General features: G+C 51.8%; 14 protein-coding genes. 4 read left to right on the top strand and 10 right to left on the bottom strand.

From position 1 onward, the window contains the following. Positions 1-29 precede the first annotated feature (29 nt). The 7 genes from ACTRXD_RS03035 to ACTRXD_RS03005 form a co-directional block, all read right to left on the bottom strand. Positions 30-1,355, bottom strand: a complete 1,326-nt coding sequence (locus ACTRXD_RS03035) for an alpha/beta hydrolase-fold protein (RefSeq protein WP_442430367.1) — start codon at positions 1,353-1,355, stop codon at positions 30-32. A gap of 466 nt (positions 1,356-1,821) precedes the next feature. After that, positions 1,822-2,616 (bottom strand): EcsC family protein, encoded by a 795-nt coding sequence (locus ACTRXD_RS03030; protein WP_442430366.1) that lies wholly within the window; start codon positions 2,614-2,616, stop codon positions 1,822-1,824. Positions 2,617-2,724: 108 nt separating this feature from the next. Continuing rightward, positions 2,725-3,825 carry a bifunctional diaminohydroxyphosphoribosylaminopyrimidine deaminase/5-amino-6-(5-phosphoribosylamino)uracil reductase RibD gene (gene ribD / locus ACTRXD_RS03025; protein WP_442430365.1) on the bottom strand — a complete coding sequence of 367 codons (1,101 nt, stop codon included), beginning with the start codon at positions 3,823-3,825 and terminating at the stop codon, positions 2,725-2,727. 26 nt (positions 3,826-3,851) lie between these two features. Then, positions 3,852-6,968: a pyruvate, phosphate dikinase gene (gene ppdK, locus ACTRXD_RS03020; protein ID WP_442430364.1), complete on the bottom strand. Its 3,117-nt coding sequence runs from the start codon at positions 6,966-6,968 to the stop codon at positions 3,852-3,854. A gap of 221 nt (positions 6,969-7,189) precedes the next feature. After that, positions 7,190-7,675 (bottom strand): hypothetical protein, encoded by a 486-nt coding sequence (locus ACTRXD_RS03015; RefSeq protein WP_442430363.1) that lies wholly within the window; start codon positions 7,673-7,675, stop codon positions 7,190-7,192. 69 nt (positions 7,676-7,744) lie between these two features. After that, positions 7,745-9,934 carry a glycine--tRNA ligase subunit beta gene (gene glyS, locus ACTRXD_RS03010; RefSeq protein ID WP_442430362.1) on the bottom strand — a complete coding sequence of 730 codons (2,190 nt, stop codon included), beginning with the start codon at positions 9,932-9,934 and terminating at the stop codon, positions 7,745-7,747. A gap of 37 nt (positions 9,935-9,971) precedes the next feature. Next, the gene (locus ACTRXD_RS03005; protein WP_442430361.1) at positions 9,972-10,889 is read right to left on the bottom strand and encodes a glycine--tRNA ligase subunit alpha; all 918 of its coding nucleotides are present in this window, start codon (positions 10,887-10,889) and stop codon (positions 9,972-9,974) included. Positions 10,890-11,151: 262 nt separating this feature from the next. Here ACTRXD_RS03005 and ACTRXD_RS03000 point away from each other — a divergent pair, with 262 nt between their 5' ends. Next, complete coding sequence (locus ACTRXD_RS03000) at positions 11,152-11,472, top strand: hypothetical protein (RefSeq protein ID WP_442430360.1); 321 nt, start codon at positions 11,152-11,154, stop codon at positions 11,470-11,472. A 193-nt stretch (positions 11,473-11,665) separates the two neighbouring features. On the opposite strand, the gene ACTRXD_RS02995 is transcribed toward ACTRXD_RS03000, so the two are convergent. Beyond that, the gene (locus ACTRXD_RS02995; protein WP_442430359.1) at positions 11,666-12,124 is read right to left on the bottom strand and encodes a cupredoxin domain-containing protein; all 459 of its coding nucleotides are present in this window, start codon (positions 12,122-12,124) and stop codon (positions 11,666-11,668) included. 118 nt (positions 12,125-12,242) lie between these two features. On the opposite strand from ACTRXD_RS02995, the gene folB reads away from it, so the two are divergent. Both folB and ACTRXD_RS02985 read left to right on the top strand, forming a co-directional pair. Further along, positions 12,243-13,154, top strand: a complete 912-nt coding sequence (folB, locus tag ACTRXD_RS02990; protein WP_442430358.1) for a dihydroneopterin aldolase — start codon at positions 12,243-12,245, stop codon at positions 13,152-13,154. A gap of 15 nt (positions 13,155-13,169) precedes the next feature. Then, positions 13,170-14,045, top strand: a complete 876-nt coding sequence (locus tag ACTRXD_RS02985; RefSeq protein ID WP_442430357.1) for a PHP domain-containing protein — start codon at positions 13,170-13,172, stop codon at positions 14,043-14,045. Positions 14,046-14,060: 15 nt separating this feature from the next. Here the strand turns inward: ACTRXD_RS02985 and ACTRXD_RS02980 are convergent, their stop codons facing one another. Both ACTRXD_RS02980 and ACTRXD_RS02975 read right to left on the bottom strand, forming a co-directional pair. Then, a complete protein-coding gene (locus ACTRXD_RS02980; RefSeq protein ID WP_442430356.1) occupies positions 14,061-15,083 on the bottom strand; it encodes a hypothetical protein in 1,023 nt (340 codons plus the stop codon). A gap of 101 nt (positions 15,084-15,184) precedes the next feature. Further along, a complete protein-coding gene (locus ACTRXD_RS02975) occupies positions 15,185-15,598 on the bottom strand; it encodes a secondary thiamine-phosphate synthase enzyme YjbQ (RefSeq protein WP_312748751.1) in 414 nt (137 codons plus the stop codon). Between the two features lie 330 nt (positions 15,599-15,928). Between ACTRXD_RS02975 and ACTRXD_RS02970 the strand changes: the two genes are divergently transcribed. Next, on the top strand, positions 15,929-16,471 hold the full coding sequence (locus tag ACTRXD_RS02970) for a hypothetical protein (protein ID WP_442430355.1): 543 nt from the start codon (positions 15,929-15,931) through the stop codon (positions 16,469-16,471). Positions 16,472-16,708: the final 237 nt, after the last annotated feature.

Here is a 16,708-nt window from a genome sequence, read left to right as displayed (position 1 = left end):
CGACCAACCAGACTGATCCTGAAAGGCCACTACTTCTCATTCAGAATATCAGGAGAGGGCACATCTATGGTGAGTTTGACAGGAAAGAGTGTATGGGTGTCAGAGCGGTGTCGGACTTCCTTTAAAAGCGTTTCGATGCGAGGGTTGGCCATCTCGTCAAAAGATATCACCCCATTCGTTTCCACCATAATAGGTTTGGAAAAATCGACCAGGTTCTGATTCAGAAACAGGGTATAGCGGCGAATACGATTGGTGCTCACCACGATCTTGTTGGGAGCTGTGACTCGCGCGTGTAATTTGGCGTACACCCCTCCCGTAATAAATTCATCGCGGCTGTCAATCAGGTTTTCGGTAAAGGCGGCAATCTGATCCGTCATATCGATCCGCACCCACGAGAATGGCGTGAGATGGGTCGCATCCCGAACCAACGAAATAGTCCGTGGTAATGGCTCTCGTTGTTGAGCATCAAACCAGTTCATCAGTTCCGGCAGGGCCTGCCTGGGAAAGAAATGCCCTCCCGCATGGGGATGTGTCCAGGTATGTTCCTGGTACTGATAGGGAATGCCGCGGCGCTCCATCTCTTTAACAAGATCGCGACTCAACTGCACAGGCATAACCTGATCCGCCGCGCCATGAATGACATAGACGGGCGTATGAACTAAATTTTCAACGAAGGGAAACAGCACATCATCAATACCACTGGCCATCGGCGCAATACCCGCAAAGCGATCCGCATGATGCATCCCGATAATCCAGGTTCCAATACCGCCATTGGACATGCCGGAGAGAAAGACCCGATCCGGATCGATATGGTAATCCTTCTGAACCTCCTGTAAGACCGTTAACGCCAGATCCTCGCCGTATCTGGTCCACCATGACCCCATGGTCACCGAAGGACAGGCCAGAATATATTTATCACCCAGACGTGGAATCCAGCGATCCAGATAGGCTTCACCCGTAAACCCTGCCCCATGCAAACACAGAATGAATGCCATTGGCTGTTCAGGTGAATAGGAAGGCGGAACATACAAAGCATATTCAGCATCCACTCCCCTCACCCGAATAGAGCGACGGGGTTGGGACCCAACCGGTTGAGCCTCATACGGGGTCGGCTGCTGAAGAATTTTTGAAATGGAGTCAACATTGGCCTCCGGCATATGTTGAATGTCAGCTAACAGCTCGTTGGCTTTTTCCGGAGAGTCTTCCAACACATAGGCTTTCACCAATGTGGACAGACTCCTGCCCGAAGACTCGAAGGCCTCGCTCTTTTCCATTTCCGGCGGGGAATGGGCCAAAATGGGAAGAGCCACCAGGGCCACCATTAAGCCTGAAAGCAGGACAATAAGATTTTTCATACCGTGTTACTCTAACAATTTTGACAATGAAGCCTTTCAAATCACTGAGGCTTCAGTACTTAATCTTCTCATATTTTACCGGACATTCCTATGGGCTCAGTGCCACTGTCGGACGATAAAAATTCCTGAAAGGTTCAAAAGAGAATGAAACAAAGACTATGCGGATTTTCGTAGAAGATAGAGGGAGTGGAGTAATCGCTGAACTCGAAGTAGACTTTTTGGGGATCATACGGAAATTATGGTTCCAGCCCTTCGACGTTGCTCGCAGGACAAACCCTTCGGCCCAGCGCAGAGCAGGCGCTAGAAGATTTCGCACTTCCCCTTGTCCTCTTGAAAGCAACGAAGGATCTAAGCCCAGTCCAACCAGGCCATGCCTGCCCTGAGCGGAGTCGAAGGGGCTTAGCATGACAATGCTGTTGCTGATGTCTCCCACCTGCGGGGATGACGCGCCCGGGACGCGACAAATCTAATTCCTGGCGGCAAACTTTCGATAGGCCTCTTGGATGGCCTCTTTGCCATGTGCGCGTTCCAATCTCCGCACGATAAAATGGCCACGTGCCATATTTTGAAAATGATCCATAAACAGCAAATTGATGGTGGCTCCCCCTGCGGCCCCCAACAACGGGATCGCCTGGGCAGCCGCTTTCTCTGATACTTGGATACTGTACCGTGAGGCAATTTCAGACAGAAATCTGACCAATGGCGGGGTGCCTGACCTCGTCAACCCACGTTCGAGTAGATACTTGCCCGCTTCGGTCATCGCACCCGCCAACGCGGCCCTCACCGCAAAATATCCCGTTTCCGCCCCGTCATCCGCTTGACTGGTGCCCCCCATGGCGAACACCTCCAAGCAGGCCAGCTTGCTCCCAGCCTCCATTATGGGTTCTCCCTCACTTCTCGCGATATCGGCAATAGACCGCAACATGAGTGTCGTAGAGATCGGCAATTCTACACTCAATGCCATGAGCCCCATGGCTCCCCCGATTGCCCCACTGACGGTCGTCAAAACCCGGTGGGCCCCATTGGCGGGTTCACCCCGATACCGTTCATCTATACTGGAGACAGCCAGATCCAACGCTTTGTTCAGGGCTTTGTGCGTAGTCGTCAGGAGTTTGTTGGAAAATCCCTCGGGCAGCATGGTGATGGCCCTTTCAACCGGCCCTCCGATGAGATTCGTAACTTTGGCGGCAAAGCTGGGGTTCTCTAAGAGATCTACCGCTAATGCTAAATCCTGCCCGTCGATGTGATTGAGAGTGGTCATAAGCGCGATCTCCCCGGTTTTTCTGTTCGACACACGATTGGAGTTTCATCTATGGTAATGGATAGCAGACACCATCAACGTGCTTATTGTCTATGACTTAGTAGACCCTCACTTTCGTGGTTCAATCGTTCCCGTGACGAGCCAATCATTCCCGAGCTTTTTGAGTTGGCAATCAGCAAGTAGCCAGGCCCGATTCAGCGTTTTCGGGGACTGTCCCCCGATGAGGCCAATGGCATCCTGCCCTCCGAGCAGCTTTGGAGTCATATACAATCTTACCTGATTCACCAGTCCCTGTTGAAACGCCGCAGCATTCACCGTACCCCCTCCCTCGATGAGCACCGAGGCGAGACCCTCTTTCCCTAATCGGGATAGACAGGCCTTCAAGGAAACTCGTCCGGCTTGCCCGGGCAACACCCACACCTGAATGCCACGTTTTCTCAAGTGTGCGATTCTTTGGGGTGGAGCCTGTGTGGTCGTGCATAAAATGGTGGGCTGCTCACCCACCCATTGCAAAACCTTGGCATTGGAGGGAATGCGCAATCGGCTATCGAGAACGACTCTGACCGGTTGCCGTCCCACACGTCTGTTTGTCATCGTTGTTCCTCTAGCCGACAATTCAGGATCATCGGCAATGACCGTTCCGACGCCAACCAGAATGGCATCCATCTGGTTACGCAAACGATGGACATCCTGACGTGCACGTTCCCCTGTGATCCACCGTGACTCACCGGTGGCCGTCGCAATTTTTCCATCCAAGGTCATTGCCCCTTTAAGAGTCACCAACGGGCGTCCGGTCGTGATCCAATAGGCATAAACCGTATTCAATTGCCAGGCAGCCTGTTCTAATACCCCAACCGATACCGGAACATTGGCTTGCTTGAGTTGTTGAAGCCCGCGCCCATTGACTTGTGGATTGGGATCGACCATCGCCACGCATATTCTGGCTAACCCGGACTGAATGAGGAGTGGGACACAGGGAGGCGTGCGTTTGTTGTTATGACAACAGGGTTCTAACGTCACATAGAGGACGGCCCCTCGCGCTCGAGGGCCCGCTTGATGGAGCGCTAAAATTTCTGCATGAGGTTCGCCGGATTGTCGGTGATAGGCTTCTCCTACGATCTGCCCATCCTTGACGATCACGGCCCCTACCATGGGATTGGGACTCGTACGCCCTTTCCCCTTGGCGGCGAGGGAAAGGGCTCGCTTCATGTAGGTGTCATCTGATGGGACGGACGTCACCGCCTTTTAGCAGCCGCAGTCGGTTTTTTACGTGTAGGAGAGGGAGAAGCCTTTTTCTTGGATGCGCTCTTCTTGCCTGTTGTCTTTGTCACGACATTTTTCTTCACGGTGCTCTTCGCCGCCGGTTTCTTGGCGGCTACTTTCTTTGTGGCCGGTTTCTTCCCGGCCACGACTTTCCTGGTCGTAACTTTTTTTCCAGTCGTTTTCTTTGATGGTGCCTTTTTAGGCGTGTTGGCGGAACCGGATTTGGACGACACCGCCCGGGATTTGTTGATTATGCGGAACGTTGATCGAGACTCACGTTGACTCTCCTCACGTTCGAGCACCGCTACTGCCGCTTGAGCCGCAGCGAGGCGTGCAATCGCCACACGATAGGGCGAACAGCTCACATAATTCAGGCCTAACTCATGACAAAAGGCCACGGAACTTGGTTCACCACCATGCTCTCCGCAGATTCCAAGTTTAATTAACGGGCGCGTCTTCCGCCCTTCCTGAATCGCCCATTTCATGAGGGCTCCAACCCCTTCTTGATCCAACACGGCAAAGGGATCTGCGTCCAAAATATTTTCGGCCTTTTTGTCGATCGTGGCCTTGCACATCCGGCACACCATTTTCTTCCAATCCACGTTGGTCCGTTGACAGACGGGGCACCGGTCCTGGCGATCCATGTAAAACCCGATATACGGTCCTGCGTCATCACGAGAAAACCCGAACGTCGTTTGCGTCAGATCATTGGTCCCAAAGGAAAAGAATTCAGCATGTTCGGCGATTCGCCCTGCCGTTACAGCCGCACGAGGCAGTTCGATCATGGTGCCAATCAAGTAACTCAACTTCATGCCATATTCCGCCATGGTCTTTTCCGCCACGTCTTGAATCAGCTCCTTTTGGGCTTTCATCTCCGACGGCATCCCTACCAACGGAATCATAATCTCCGGCACAATTTTTTTGCCTTCGCGCGCCACTTCACAGGCCGCTTCAAAAATCGCCTGAACCTGCATGCGGGTAATTTCCGGCATGGTAATCCCAAGCCGACATCCACGAAGACCCAGCATGGGATTATATTCATGTAACTCTTCGACTCGATCCAGAATGCGCTGTTTTTCTTGAATGACCTGCGGATCTCCATTGGTCACTTCCAATTTCGCGATTTCAACCAGGAGATGTTCGCGTTTGGGTAAGAACTCATGGAGAGGAGGGTCGAGTAAGCGGATCGTGACGGGAAATCCCTTCATTTCCCGATAGAGTCCGATAAAATCCTGCCGTTGAAGGGGAAGGAGTTGCTCTAAATACAGCTCCCGTTCTTCCCTTGAAGATGCCAGGATCATCTGCTGCATGATGGGTACCCGGTCTTCGGCAAAGAACATATGTTCCGTCCGGCAGAGGCCGATGCCCTCGGCACCGAATCCTCGCGCGATGTGCGCCTGCTCGGGAATGTCCGCATTGGACCGGATCTTGAGCACTCTAAACGCATCGGCCCATTTTAAAATCGTGGAAAAATACTGATATTTTTCGGAATCTTTCTGATCCATTCTTCCCTGAATGACCTGGATCACTTCGGAATCCACCACCGGAATGTCTCCCGCATAAACCTGTCCGGCAAACCCGTTCAAGGAGAGAAAGTCTCCTTCAGACAGAATCATGGATCCAAATTGAACCTTTCCGTTCGACAGGACTTCCACGGCATCACAGCCGGCAATACAGACTTTTCCCATCTGACGGGCCACCACAGCGGCATGTGAGGTCATCCCGCCCTTGGCTGTCAGAAACCCTTCGGCTGCATGCATCCCCTGAATATCATCAGGACTGGTTTCATGACGAACCAGGATGGTTCGTTCCCCCTTGGCTTTCATGGCCACGGCTTGATCCGGAGTGAGAGCAATACGGCCGGCCGCAGCTCCCGGACCCGCTGGAAGCCCTTTACCGACTGACTGAAATTTCGCCTCATCACTGCTTTCGAAAATGGGGTACAGATATTGGGAAAGTTGTTCCGGGGCAACCCGCTTGACGGCTTCCCTCCGGTCGATGAGCCCCTGACGAACCATATCTACGGCAATCCGAACTGCAGCAATACCCGTCCGTTTTCCAATCCGGGTTTGCAGCATATACAATTTGCCCTCTTGGATCGTAAACTCCAGATCGAGCATGTCCCGATAATGTTTTTCCAGGGTACGCTGGGTCTTGATGAGATCCTTATACGCCTCCGGCAACGTGTCTTGTAACGCGACGACCGGCAGGGGAGTTCGAATACCAGCCACGACATCCTCGCCCTGGGCATTCAACAGACACTCGCCAAAAAAGACCGGGACCCCGTTCGCGGGATTCCGGGTGAAGGCCACCCCTGTCCCACTGGTGTCACCCATGTTGCCGAACACCATCGACTGGACATTGACGGCCGTTCCCCATTCATCGGGAATATCGTAGAGCCGGCGATACGTCACGGCACGATCCCCAAACCAGGAATCAAACACCGCATCCACCGCCATCCGAAGTTGTTCAAATGGATCTTGCGGAAAATCTCGCGCGGTTTCGGTTTTGACCAATTCCTGATACTGCACCACTAACTGCGCCAAGGCGTCTTCAGTCAAATCGGTATCGTGCTTGACCCCTTGTGCGTGTTTCATCGCCTCAAGGGTATGTTCAAAGCGTTCACGGGAAATGCCCATGACCACGCTGCCAAACATGGTGATAAACCGCCGGTAGGCATCAACGGCAAACCGGTGATTGCCGGTTTTTTTGCCTAAACCCTGAACCGTTTGTTGGTTGAGGCCGAGATTCAACACCGTATCCATCATACCGGGCATCGACGCTCGCGCCCCTGACCGTACCGACACCAGCAATGGATTGTCCGGATCCCCGAGTCTGGCCTTCATGGTTTTTTCCACCTGCCGCAGGCCATTCAGCGCTTGATCCCACATCCCGGCGGGAAAGCGCTTTTTGGCATGAAAGTATTCCACACAGGCTTCAGTGGTAATGGTGAACCCGGAAGGAACAGAAATTTTCAGGTTGGTCATTTCAGCCAATCCCGACCCTTTCCCTCCTAAGAGCTCCTTCATGTTGCCGGATCCTTCGGCTTTGCCGCCGCCAAAGAAATAGACATATTTTTTGTGCCGCATTTCTTCGCTCTCCTTTACCCGACCCTTCGGCCCCTTGAAAAAAAAGACGTCGTCAGAGGAGGAGACTGAATGTCTGACATTCTTCTCCCAACCCTTTTCCCCCATGAATAGGGACCCTCACAGGGAACAGTCTTTTTTCTCAAAAATGCCTGAGACAGGCGTGGTGTATGAATATGAATATATGAGCTGGCTGTCAGAAAAAAGGTAGGATACACGAGCATTCAGGTTGAATGATGATTTACAGATTGAAGACGGTCCTGATATTTAGCTATCAGCATCTGCTTGGTCCACATGCCGGAAATTATGACAACTATGGCAAAAATCATGAGCGCAATCAATCGGTAAATCTCGGCTGGATTCCCGGAGACGTACAGATTCCCATCCGGCCCCATAGCCAGGGTTTTTCCTTTCGGCAACAGATGCGTTTCACCCGAGATATCGGAAAAATCAAGCCATTCGGAGCAGACCTTCACTAACCCATCCGCGCCCACAACCTTTAACCAGGTGACCTGGACACAATGCCCATTCATGGGATCATAGAGTTCCGATTTTGAGAAGATTTTTTCCAAATCAACTCCGCTCACCCAAAGACCTGTCAGGATTAAGGCATTGCAGCCGATAATAAGGGCCACCGTGACGACCAGAGTAAAGCGCTTCAGCCGTCTTGAAATCTCGGGGCTCTCTGCACGGTCCGTCCCATCCCCCATCGGATGTTCCTTCCCATGACCGTCTCGCTTTCACAGGGGCGGCCAGGAATCTTCTTCGATTAACGACTGTTACCCACTTGACGATTGCAGACAGGACAAATCGGCTACCGTGAGAAACAGGTCATCCGTCGCCTTTAACAGGGAAAGGCGATTGGCCCGTGTCTGGGGGTCTGAATCATTGACCATGACGGCTCCGAAGAACTCATCAATTGGCCCCTTGAGTTCCAACAACGCCTGAAGAGCCTTTCCGTAATTCCGGTCATTCACGGAACTGCGGACTTGTTGTTGTATCACCCCCAAGGCCTGAAACAGCCGACGCTCCGATTCATGCACAAATTGTTCAGACAGGGCCTGGGCGTTGGTCCATTGTTCTTTTTCGACAATTCGGTGAGCCCGCTTAAATCCGATCATCAGCGGATCAAAATCCGGTTGAGGCACCATGGCTTTTAAGGCCTGCATGCGTGCGACCAGATCACCCATGTCACAGTCCATCGCATGAGGAACCCGGATGACCGCTTCCATGACATCTTCCCGTAATCCCAGGTGTTGCCTGCCATAAAATCGAAGCCGGTCGAAAATAAACGCCACGACTTCTGCCCCGGTCTGAGGAGTGCCACGCACCCGCCCACCTTGTCCATCCAAGATCTCCAACGCCCGATTCACCACAGAGGTGATAGCCAACCGGAGTGGCGTTTCTGCAAATATTCGCACCAACCCATACGCGGCTCGACGTAACCCTAACGGATCTTCCGAGCCGGAGGGGGACATTCCAGCCGCAAAAAATGCCACGATGGAATCACACCGATCGGCCGCCGCGAGTAGAACACCAGGTAGTTCAGTCGGCAACTGATCTTCTGGGAATCGGGGGAAATACTGTTCGCCAAGAGCGCGACAGACCTCTGCAGATTCGCCATCGTGCCTGGCATATTCTTCCCCCATCACTCCTTGCAGGGTCGGAAACTCTCCAACCATTCCGGTCGTCAAATCCGCCTTGGCCAAAAGAGCGGCGCGTCGGCACACCTCGTCCAGATCCTTCCGACCGATCTGCTCAGCCATCCATCCGACCAGGTGACCCACACGATCCACTTTTTGACGCACGGTTCCCAGCTTGTGATGAAAAAGGACGCCTTCTAATGCCGGCACTCGTTCATGCAGTGGGCGTTTCGAATCCTCTTTGAAAAAATGTTGAGCGTCGCTCAGACGGGCTGCCAGGACTCGCTCATTCCCTTTGGTCATGAGTGGGGTATTTCCCCACGGCATATTCGTCACCGCAATAAATTTTGGGAGGAGGGCTCCATCCTTTGTCATCAGCGAGAAAAACCCTTGATGCTCTTTCATCGATGAGATCAGAACCGGCTTGGGAACCGCTAAAAACTCCTTCTGAAACGTTCCGAGAATGGTGTGAGGGTATTCCACGCCAAAGACGGCTGCCTCAATCAGCTCATCCCGATACATGGGGTCAACCTGACCCTTGGCAGATTTGGCCAACAGAGAGACTTCTTGCGTAATGAGACGCCGACGCTCTTCCGGATCAACCAGCACCCCCAGTCGTTTCATGGTCTCGATATAATTGTTGGCGGTGGTGAGTGGAAACGTCTGTCCCCGTTTTTTGCCTTTTGCCCGATAAAATCGATGCCCTCTTGTCATGGCGCTGGATTGAATTCCGGCAAATTCTACGGTGATCGCTTGATTCCCTAATAGGGCGACCACCCAGCGAATCGGACGACCGAATTTTGCCCGCGAGGCATTCCAGCGCATTGATTTCGGAAAGGCTAATTTACTCAAGACCTGCGGAAGTGCCTCCGTAATCACCCGTTTGGCCGACTGACCTCGTTGATGCGTTTCGACCGCCATATAGGTCCCTTTTGGGGTTTCCTTCATACGAAGCTGGTCAACGGGCACCCCTTGAGATTTGGCAAATCCCAATGCCGCCTTGGTGGGCTGTCCCGAAGCATCGAAGGCTGCAGACACCGGTGGGCCCAAGATGTCTTGAGTCAGAGAAGCTTGCTGAGGTTCCACCCCTTTGACCAGCAAAGCTAAGCGCCGTGGTGTGCCAAGGGTCTTCAAAGACTCATACTTCAACCGACTGTCCGCCAAGAGCCGTTGGCCAAGATTTGCCAGGTCTTCCAATGCCTGTGGAAGAACAGCTGACGGCAATTCCTCCGTCCCAATTTCTAACAAAAAAGTTGCAGTCTTGGGCTGAGATTTCGAGACAGACTTGGCCTTGACATTTTTACGGGTAGTTCTTGATGTTGTCATAAGCGTATCTGCCACAGCCCCGCATCCGGGCATTGATTCAAATAATCTTTTGTTTTCTATGAGGACGGGCGGAAGCCGCCGTGTGGCGTAAGAGTGGGAAACCCATCTGCTCCCGCTGACCAAGATAGGCTTGAGCACATTTCCTGGCAAGATTTCGGACCCGGCCGATATAGCCTGTCCGTTGCGCCACACTGATCGCCCCTCTTGCATCCAACAAGTTAAAGAGGTGGGAACATTTCATACAGCAGTCGTAGGCCGGTAACACCAGTCCCCGAGGATGCTCCAGTAACTGTTGGCATTCTTTTTCGTAGCGATCAAAGCTGGTCTGAATCAAATCCACATCCGCCGCCTCAAAGTTATAGACGGAAAACTGAACTTCGGACTCATGATAGAGTTCGCCATATCGAACGTCTTCTGTCCACATCAGGTCATATACGTTATCGACCTGCTGTAAATACATGGCAATGCGTTCCAACCCGTAGGTTAACTCCACCGTGACCGGATCTAATTCCAACCCCCCGATCTCCTGAAAGTAGGTAAATTGCGTGATCTCCATTCCATCTAACCGGACCTCCCATCCCAACCCCCAAGCCCCTAACGTGGGAGACTCCCAGTCATCCTGAAGAAATTGAATATCATGTTGATAGGGATCTAGCCCCAAATGGGCAAGGCTTTGGAGATACAGATCTTGCGAATCCGCAGGAGCCGGTTTTAACACCACCTGATATTGGAAGTAATGCTGAAGGCGATTCGGATTATCTCCATATCGTCCATCGGTTGGTCTTCGACAGGGTTCAATATAGGCCGCACGCCAGGGTTCAGGGCCGATCGCGCGAAGAAATGTAGCCGGATTAAACGTCCCAGCCCCTTTTTCAGTGTCATACGGCTGAGTCAAAATGCAGTGGTGGGATTTCCAAAACTGATGAAGGGAGAGAATAATATCTTGAAAGGTCACAACACTTGACCTTGGCCCCTAGGTTGACCCTGGAACAGCCGAGCAATGAGGTATGCCATGAATAATTCCGTTCGTTCTCTGCACGTAGAGAGAAAGATTTTACCGTAGCAATAAACCCTATACCAGTCAAGATAATCAGATTGGAAACAACCCATACGCATAAGAGATCAGGAAAGAAGATTTTGACGTCCGCACCTTGTTTTTTTCTGGAGTCTCAAGTATATTTCGCGACTTGTTTATCCATTGAGGAGGGGTTCGACCAATGAAACCATTTTCTACAATGTTCCTCTATGCTTCCTTCGGCCTCGCAACCTTGACCATGGGCTGCGCTGAGATGAATGGCGGCGCAACTGGTGCAAGTGGCTCGGCAGCTTCTCCGGCTTCACCATCGTCAAACGCGGAAGCTAAAGCCGTGACGACCGGACCGACTCGAGTCTCCACCGGCACGCAAGGCGACACGCTTGAAGCCTGTCTTTCCCGAATTCCGAGTGATGCGACTGCTGGCCAGAAAATGCTCGCCACAATGAGTTGCGAACGTGACGCCAAGGCCAGAAACTCCATTGACGCTGTCCCAGGCAAATAAGATATCGCTTGCTGGTGACTGACTGACACCAGCAAGCATTCTGCCAGTCGTCTCCATTCGTATTTCTAAATTTCGCCAGACAATCGAAGTCCCTCAGGTCTTAGAGGTGCTTAAGTTTCCGACCTACGCCAATAAAAAATCCAAGGCTTTGCGGTTGCCTGCCGACCTTTTTGTGATTTCCTCGATAAAGCATTCATAATTTTGAAGAACGATCTTTGACGAGGATCGTGCCCTCCATGCCGGTGTGCCCTTTTATCCAACAGCGAAAGGGATAGAGACCGGCAGACGGGGTGAAAGACAACTCAATCGATTGACCAGGCTCAAGGACAACGGCATTGGCTTCTTGAAGCGCCACCTTTGGCTGATGCCATAGGACGCCGGACTCCGGCCCGAACAATTCCCGGCTATGAAACACGTGTCGTTCCCGTCCCTGATTTCTAATCAGAAGACGAAGAGGCTGGTCGGATACCCATTCAATCCGGGTAGGATTAAATCGAAACTCCTCAGCCGTCACCATGATGGTGGATGACCCACCCCATTCACACGAACCCTGGAGAAGGAGACAAGAGAGGCAACCGATGATCCACCCAAATCCAGGGCCGGCCTTTAGACCTATCCACCGCTGGCGGGAGATCCATTTACCGAATTTCATCAACACCTCCCGAATGAAATCCATCCAAGCACTCTATTCCGGAACACGATCCGGACTACGAATCGCCTCCCTTCAAATATCACATGCACACGACCAGGAAGTTCTGACATAATGGCCCATGTCTTCATCTATCGTCCTCAAAGGTATCCAGTTGGCCGCACGATGCGGGGTCACTGAAACGGAAAGACAGCAACCCCAACCTCTGCTGGTCGATCTTATCTTCCGATGTCCCAATCAATCGGCCTTTCAGAGTGATCACATTTCCGATACGGTCGATTACGGAACAATCACGCAACGAATTCTAGACATTGGGGAAGGGCAGGCCTTTTCGCTGATTGAAACATTGGCTGAGACAATCTGCCAAGCCCTGCTTCATGAATTTCCCATTACCCGTCTCAAAATATGGGTCAGAAAAATCCGCCCTCCGTTGAAGAGTATTGAGGGGTCTGTCGGGGTCCAATTGATCCGATCGCGCAAACCAATCGCCTCCCTTGATCACAAGCATCTTTCTCCATTTCTAGTAGACCAGCTCTCCCGACTTCCTCATGGAACGGTGTTGGATGTGGCAACGGGACGTGGTCGTCATGCCATGTATCTGGCTTCCAAAGGGTTTTCAGTTCATGGCATCGATCGCGATGCCGACGCGCTCCATGAGCTTCAGGAGAAAGCCCAAGAAGCGGCCCTACCCTCGATAACGACGGAATGCATAGACTTAGAAGCGAATCCGCAACATCCCCCGGACTTGGGCACAGCCCTGTACGATGTGATTATCGTCTTCTTCTACTTGTACCGGCCGCTCTTTCCTCAACTGGTTAACGCCCTGAAATCCGGTGGCATCATCATGTATGAGACCTTCCTTCTGGACAACCATATTCATCGGCAACACCCGCGCCGAAAGGAGTTCTGCCTGGAAACCAATGAATTGCTCACACTTCTTCAAGGGCTCAGCATTCTCCATTACGACGAAGGGGATCATGAAAGCTCTTCAGCACGGGCGTTTACCGCACGCATTTTGGCACGGAAACCATAAAACTCAACCGATCTCATGAGCCGTATCGACCTGCATACTCACACTCATTTCTCGGACGGCAGTGTTTCGCCCACCGCACTTGTGGAACTTGCTCATCAACAAGGCGTGAGCATCCTGGCCATTACCGACCATGACACGACTGAGGGCCTGCCGGAAGCCATGGACGCGGCTCATCATCTCCCGATTGAAATCATACCGGGTATTGAATTAAGTACAGAGTTTCAGGGGCGGGAAACGCATATGCTCGGCTATTTCATTGATCTCGCTGATCCTCAGTTTCAAGCCAGACTCGAGCAGCTTCGCGCGACACGCGTTGATCGCCTTCACCACATCCTTGACCGGCTTCACACCCTCAAAGTGGAGATTTCTCTTGCTGAAGTGGAGCATGTTGCCGGAGGCGGAACCATGGGTCGCCCACATATCGCGCACATGTTAATTGAAAAGGGGTACGTGAAGGGGATGAAAGAAGCTTTCGATCGATTCCTGGGAGTCAGAGGCGCAGCCTATGTTCGGCGGGTCGTCCCCGAGGCGGCTGAAATCATGACGTGGATTACTGAGGCCGGCGGCATCCCAATCCTTGCTCACCCCTATTGGGAGGGATTAGGTGCCGATAAGACGACGGACTCATGCCGGACGTTGGTTGAGCAGGGATTACGAGGGCTTGAAGTCTTTTATGGAACGTTTTCCGCTCGCCAAATTTCAATCAATCTCAACTTAGCCCGCAAATTCGATTTACTTATGACGGGAGGCAGTGATTTTCACGGCGCCTTCAAGCCTGAGATTTCGGTCGGAACGGGGCGCGGTTCGCTACGGGTTCCTCCCAAGTTGATCGATCACTTACGTCAGGCGGCTGGCCGGTCAGATCCCCAAACAATGAACGAGACCCCATGACCGCCAGGTCGATATTTAATTGTCAGTGGCTTCCACAATGTGATTTTCAAATCGCGTGCAGCCCTCAGCCAGCAGGCGATTGGTTAACAATTCCCCCGGCCATTCAATTGGCAAATCTGCCGTAAACACCCACACATCCGGGGATGTCCAAATCGGTCCATGGTCTTCAGGAAGATCCGGATCAAACAGATCGGTCCACACAGGCATATACACGCCATTCCCGCATTGGGTATGGAGATGCACCACGGTTCGGCTTCGAACCGGGCCTTCCAGGTCATGCCACACCGCAGCGGTTTCATCAGCCAATCGATGAAGACGAACGGCGTTTTGTGCATCATACAAGGCATAGGCCGCGTAATTAGGAGCCTCCAGAAGTTGCGGCGCCTTGGCGACTTCGGGGCATTGACCCACCAGATGATCCATAATAGCCTGACAGTCGTCCTCGGAAAGGGCTTCCGGCAACGTCGTATCGGGAACGCCAAGAATTTCAAAAAATAAAAATGCGGTGGCTTCAACGGGTGGATGAAGCCTGGCCGCAATCGTCTGACGTGGCTGTCCTTCAGCCAGGTTGGAAATATGGTCGTGAATCTTCTGCAAGCTTAAAAACTCCAATGTGGAATCGGTGAGAAGCCTCGGTTCGACCGTGATCACCGCCCCTGGCGGGACATGCAGATGTTTCCGCAACAAATCCGCCGTTTCCACAGGATCAATTTTCAATTTCAAAGGATACTCCAAATTGGCTTGGAGTGATAATTCAAATGAGGCAAGAATTCCATACATCTCGCTGTCTTCGCTCTCATCCTCCATCAGACAGGAGCTGGCCGCTTCCGCCAGCAAATCAAATAACCACTCCGCCATACTTTCGTCTAAGGCTGCAAGAACGGTGAGAACCTCATGTTCACGATCCTGATCTAATAAGGCCTGTAACACTTCAATGGCCAAACTGGGATCCCCATGTTCATGCCGCCGGGCATTAATGAGATGAATCAAATCCCGGGTGAGGGGATCAGGACGATACCAACTAGACATTGCATTCATGGGTTTTCACAATTCCAGACGAAGGTAAAAATTTTCTGAGAAGGCAGATCATCCAAATTTCCACGGTATTTTCACATGACTGGAACCCGTTTGCCAACTCACTATTCTCCAATGATCTTCACCAACACCCGCTTGCGACGTCTCCCATCAAATTCCGCGTAAAAAATTTGTTCCCATGGACCAAAGTCCAAGCGTCCCTTGGTGATAGCCACAACGACTTCCCTGCCCATGATTTGACGCTTGATATGAGCGTCACCGTTGTCCTCTCCGGTTAGATTGTGCCGGTACGTTCCCGTCTGCGGCACAAGGCGCTCAAGGAACTGTTCATAATCCTGCAGCAACCCGGCTTCGTCATCATTAATATAGACACTCGCGGTGATATGCATGGCATTCACCAGGACGAATCCCTCTTGAATCCCACTTTGTTGTACCACACGTTCCACCTGAGAGGTAATATTCCGATATTCCCTGCGTTCTTTGGTCTGAAACCAGAGTTCTTCCCGATATGATTTCATGTTCCCTCCCCAACCACAGATTCCATCCGAGGTGTATTTTCCATAACACTGATCCTCATATCAATCCTCATGGCCAGGGACAACAGGCAACTCGGATCATTTTACCCTTGGAATGGACTGGATCGTTTCATCCTATGCACTCTGTTCGCCACAAGAAGAAACCATGTTTCCTTATCAATATGTTGGGAAGATTTGACAGGAAATAGAAGTGATGTTAATAAACTTCATGAGTGGGTATTTCTTCGTACACGACCTGGATTTGGCAATTTCATACCACGCCAATCCGGCACTGACACTGCTTGCAGACCTCACGACAAAAAGGAGATAGGCATGATGACCTCGACAATGGGTGCGGTGTTCTCCCCAGAACAACCTTCTCGATGGAACGTGCTCTTTGCCCAGGAGCCTGACAAAGACTTGGAATTTGACGAAGGATTGGAAGAGGACGATCTCAATCAATCCAAGCCTCCTTCAAGGAAACCGCTTCTCTGGATTGTACTTTTATTGTTGTTTGTTGGGGTGGCCTATTGGGTTCTCAACTCAAATACCTTTATGCCTCAAGGCACCGCCACCGATACGGCTGCCATCACCAGAAATCAAGATCAGACTGGGATCACACCTCCGACCTTTCACGAGAATCAGGAAGTGTCGCTGACAGATACCCTTGGAAGGTCCATGCTGATGGGTGATCCTGCCAACACTACGCCTGGTCCCATAGTGAAACCAGGCGAAACACTCACGATTCTGGATGGAGCCTATCAGGCAACCGGATGGGTCTATCAGGTTCAAACGCCAACGGGAAAAACAGGTTGGATCTCTGCCGAAAAACTCAAGTCACAGGCCCAAAATACGGGAAAGGGTCCCACCCAGTAAGAGGAACCCTCCAAATTTTCATTGCGTTGGTCGGCCTTATGGCACTTAAAGGATCAAGGAATCGGTTATAGAGAATCATCCGGTGTTCTGTTGAATCAACCGCAAAACATTCCACACCATCCTGGATATTATCCGCTCACCATGCATTGAAGAGCTTCGCAATCCTTGCTACTCTGGGCTCTTGCTCACAGTAGTGTATTCGCCAATGAGATTGTTGTCATAATGGAGCCCAGTGCC

Source organism: Nitrospira sp. T9 (genome assembly GCF_052156535.1).
Classification (GTDB): Bacteria; Nitrospirota; Nitrospiria; order Nitrospirales; family UBA8639; genus Nitrospira_E.
The sequence above is the reverse complement of the archived record's forward strand: the minus strand, read 5'-3'. Positions and strand labels throughout refer to the sequence as shown.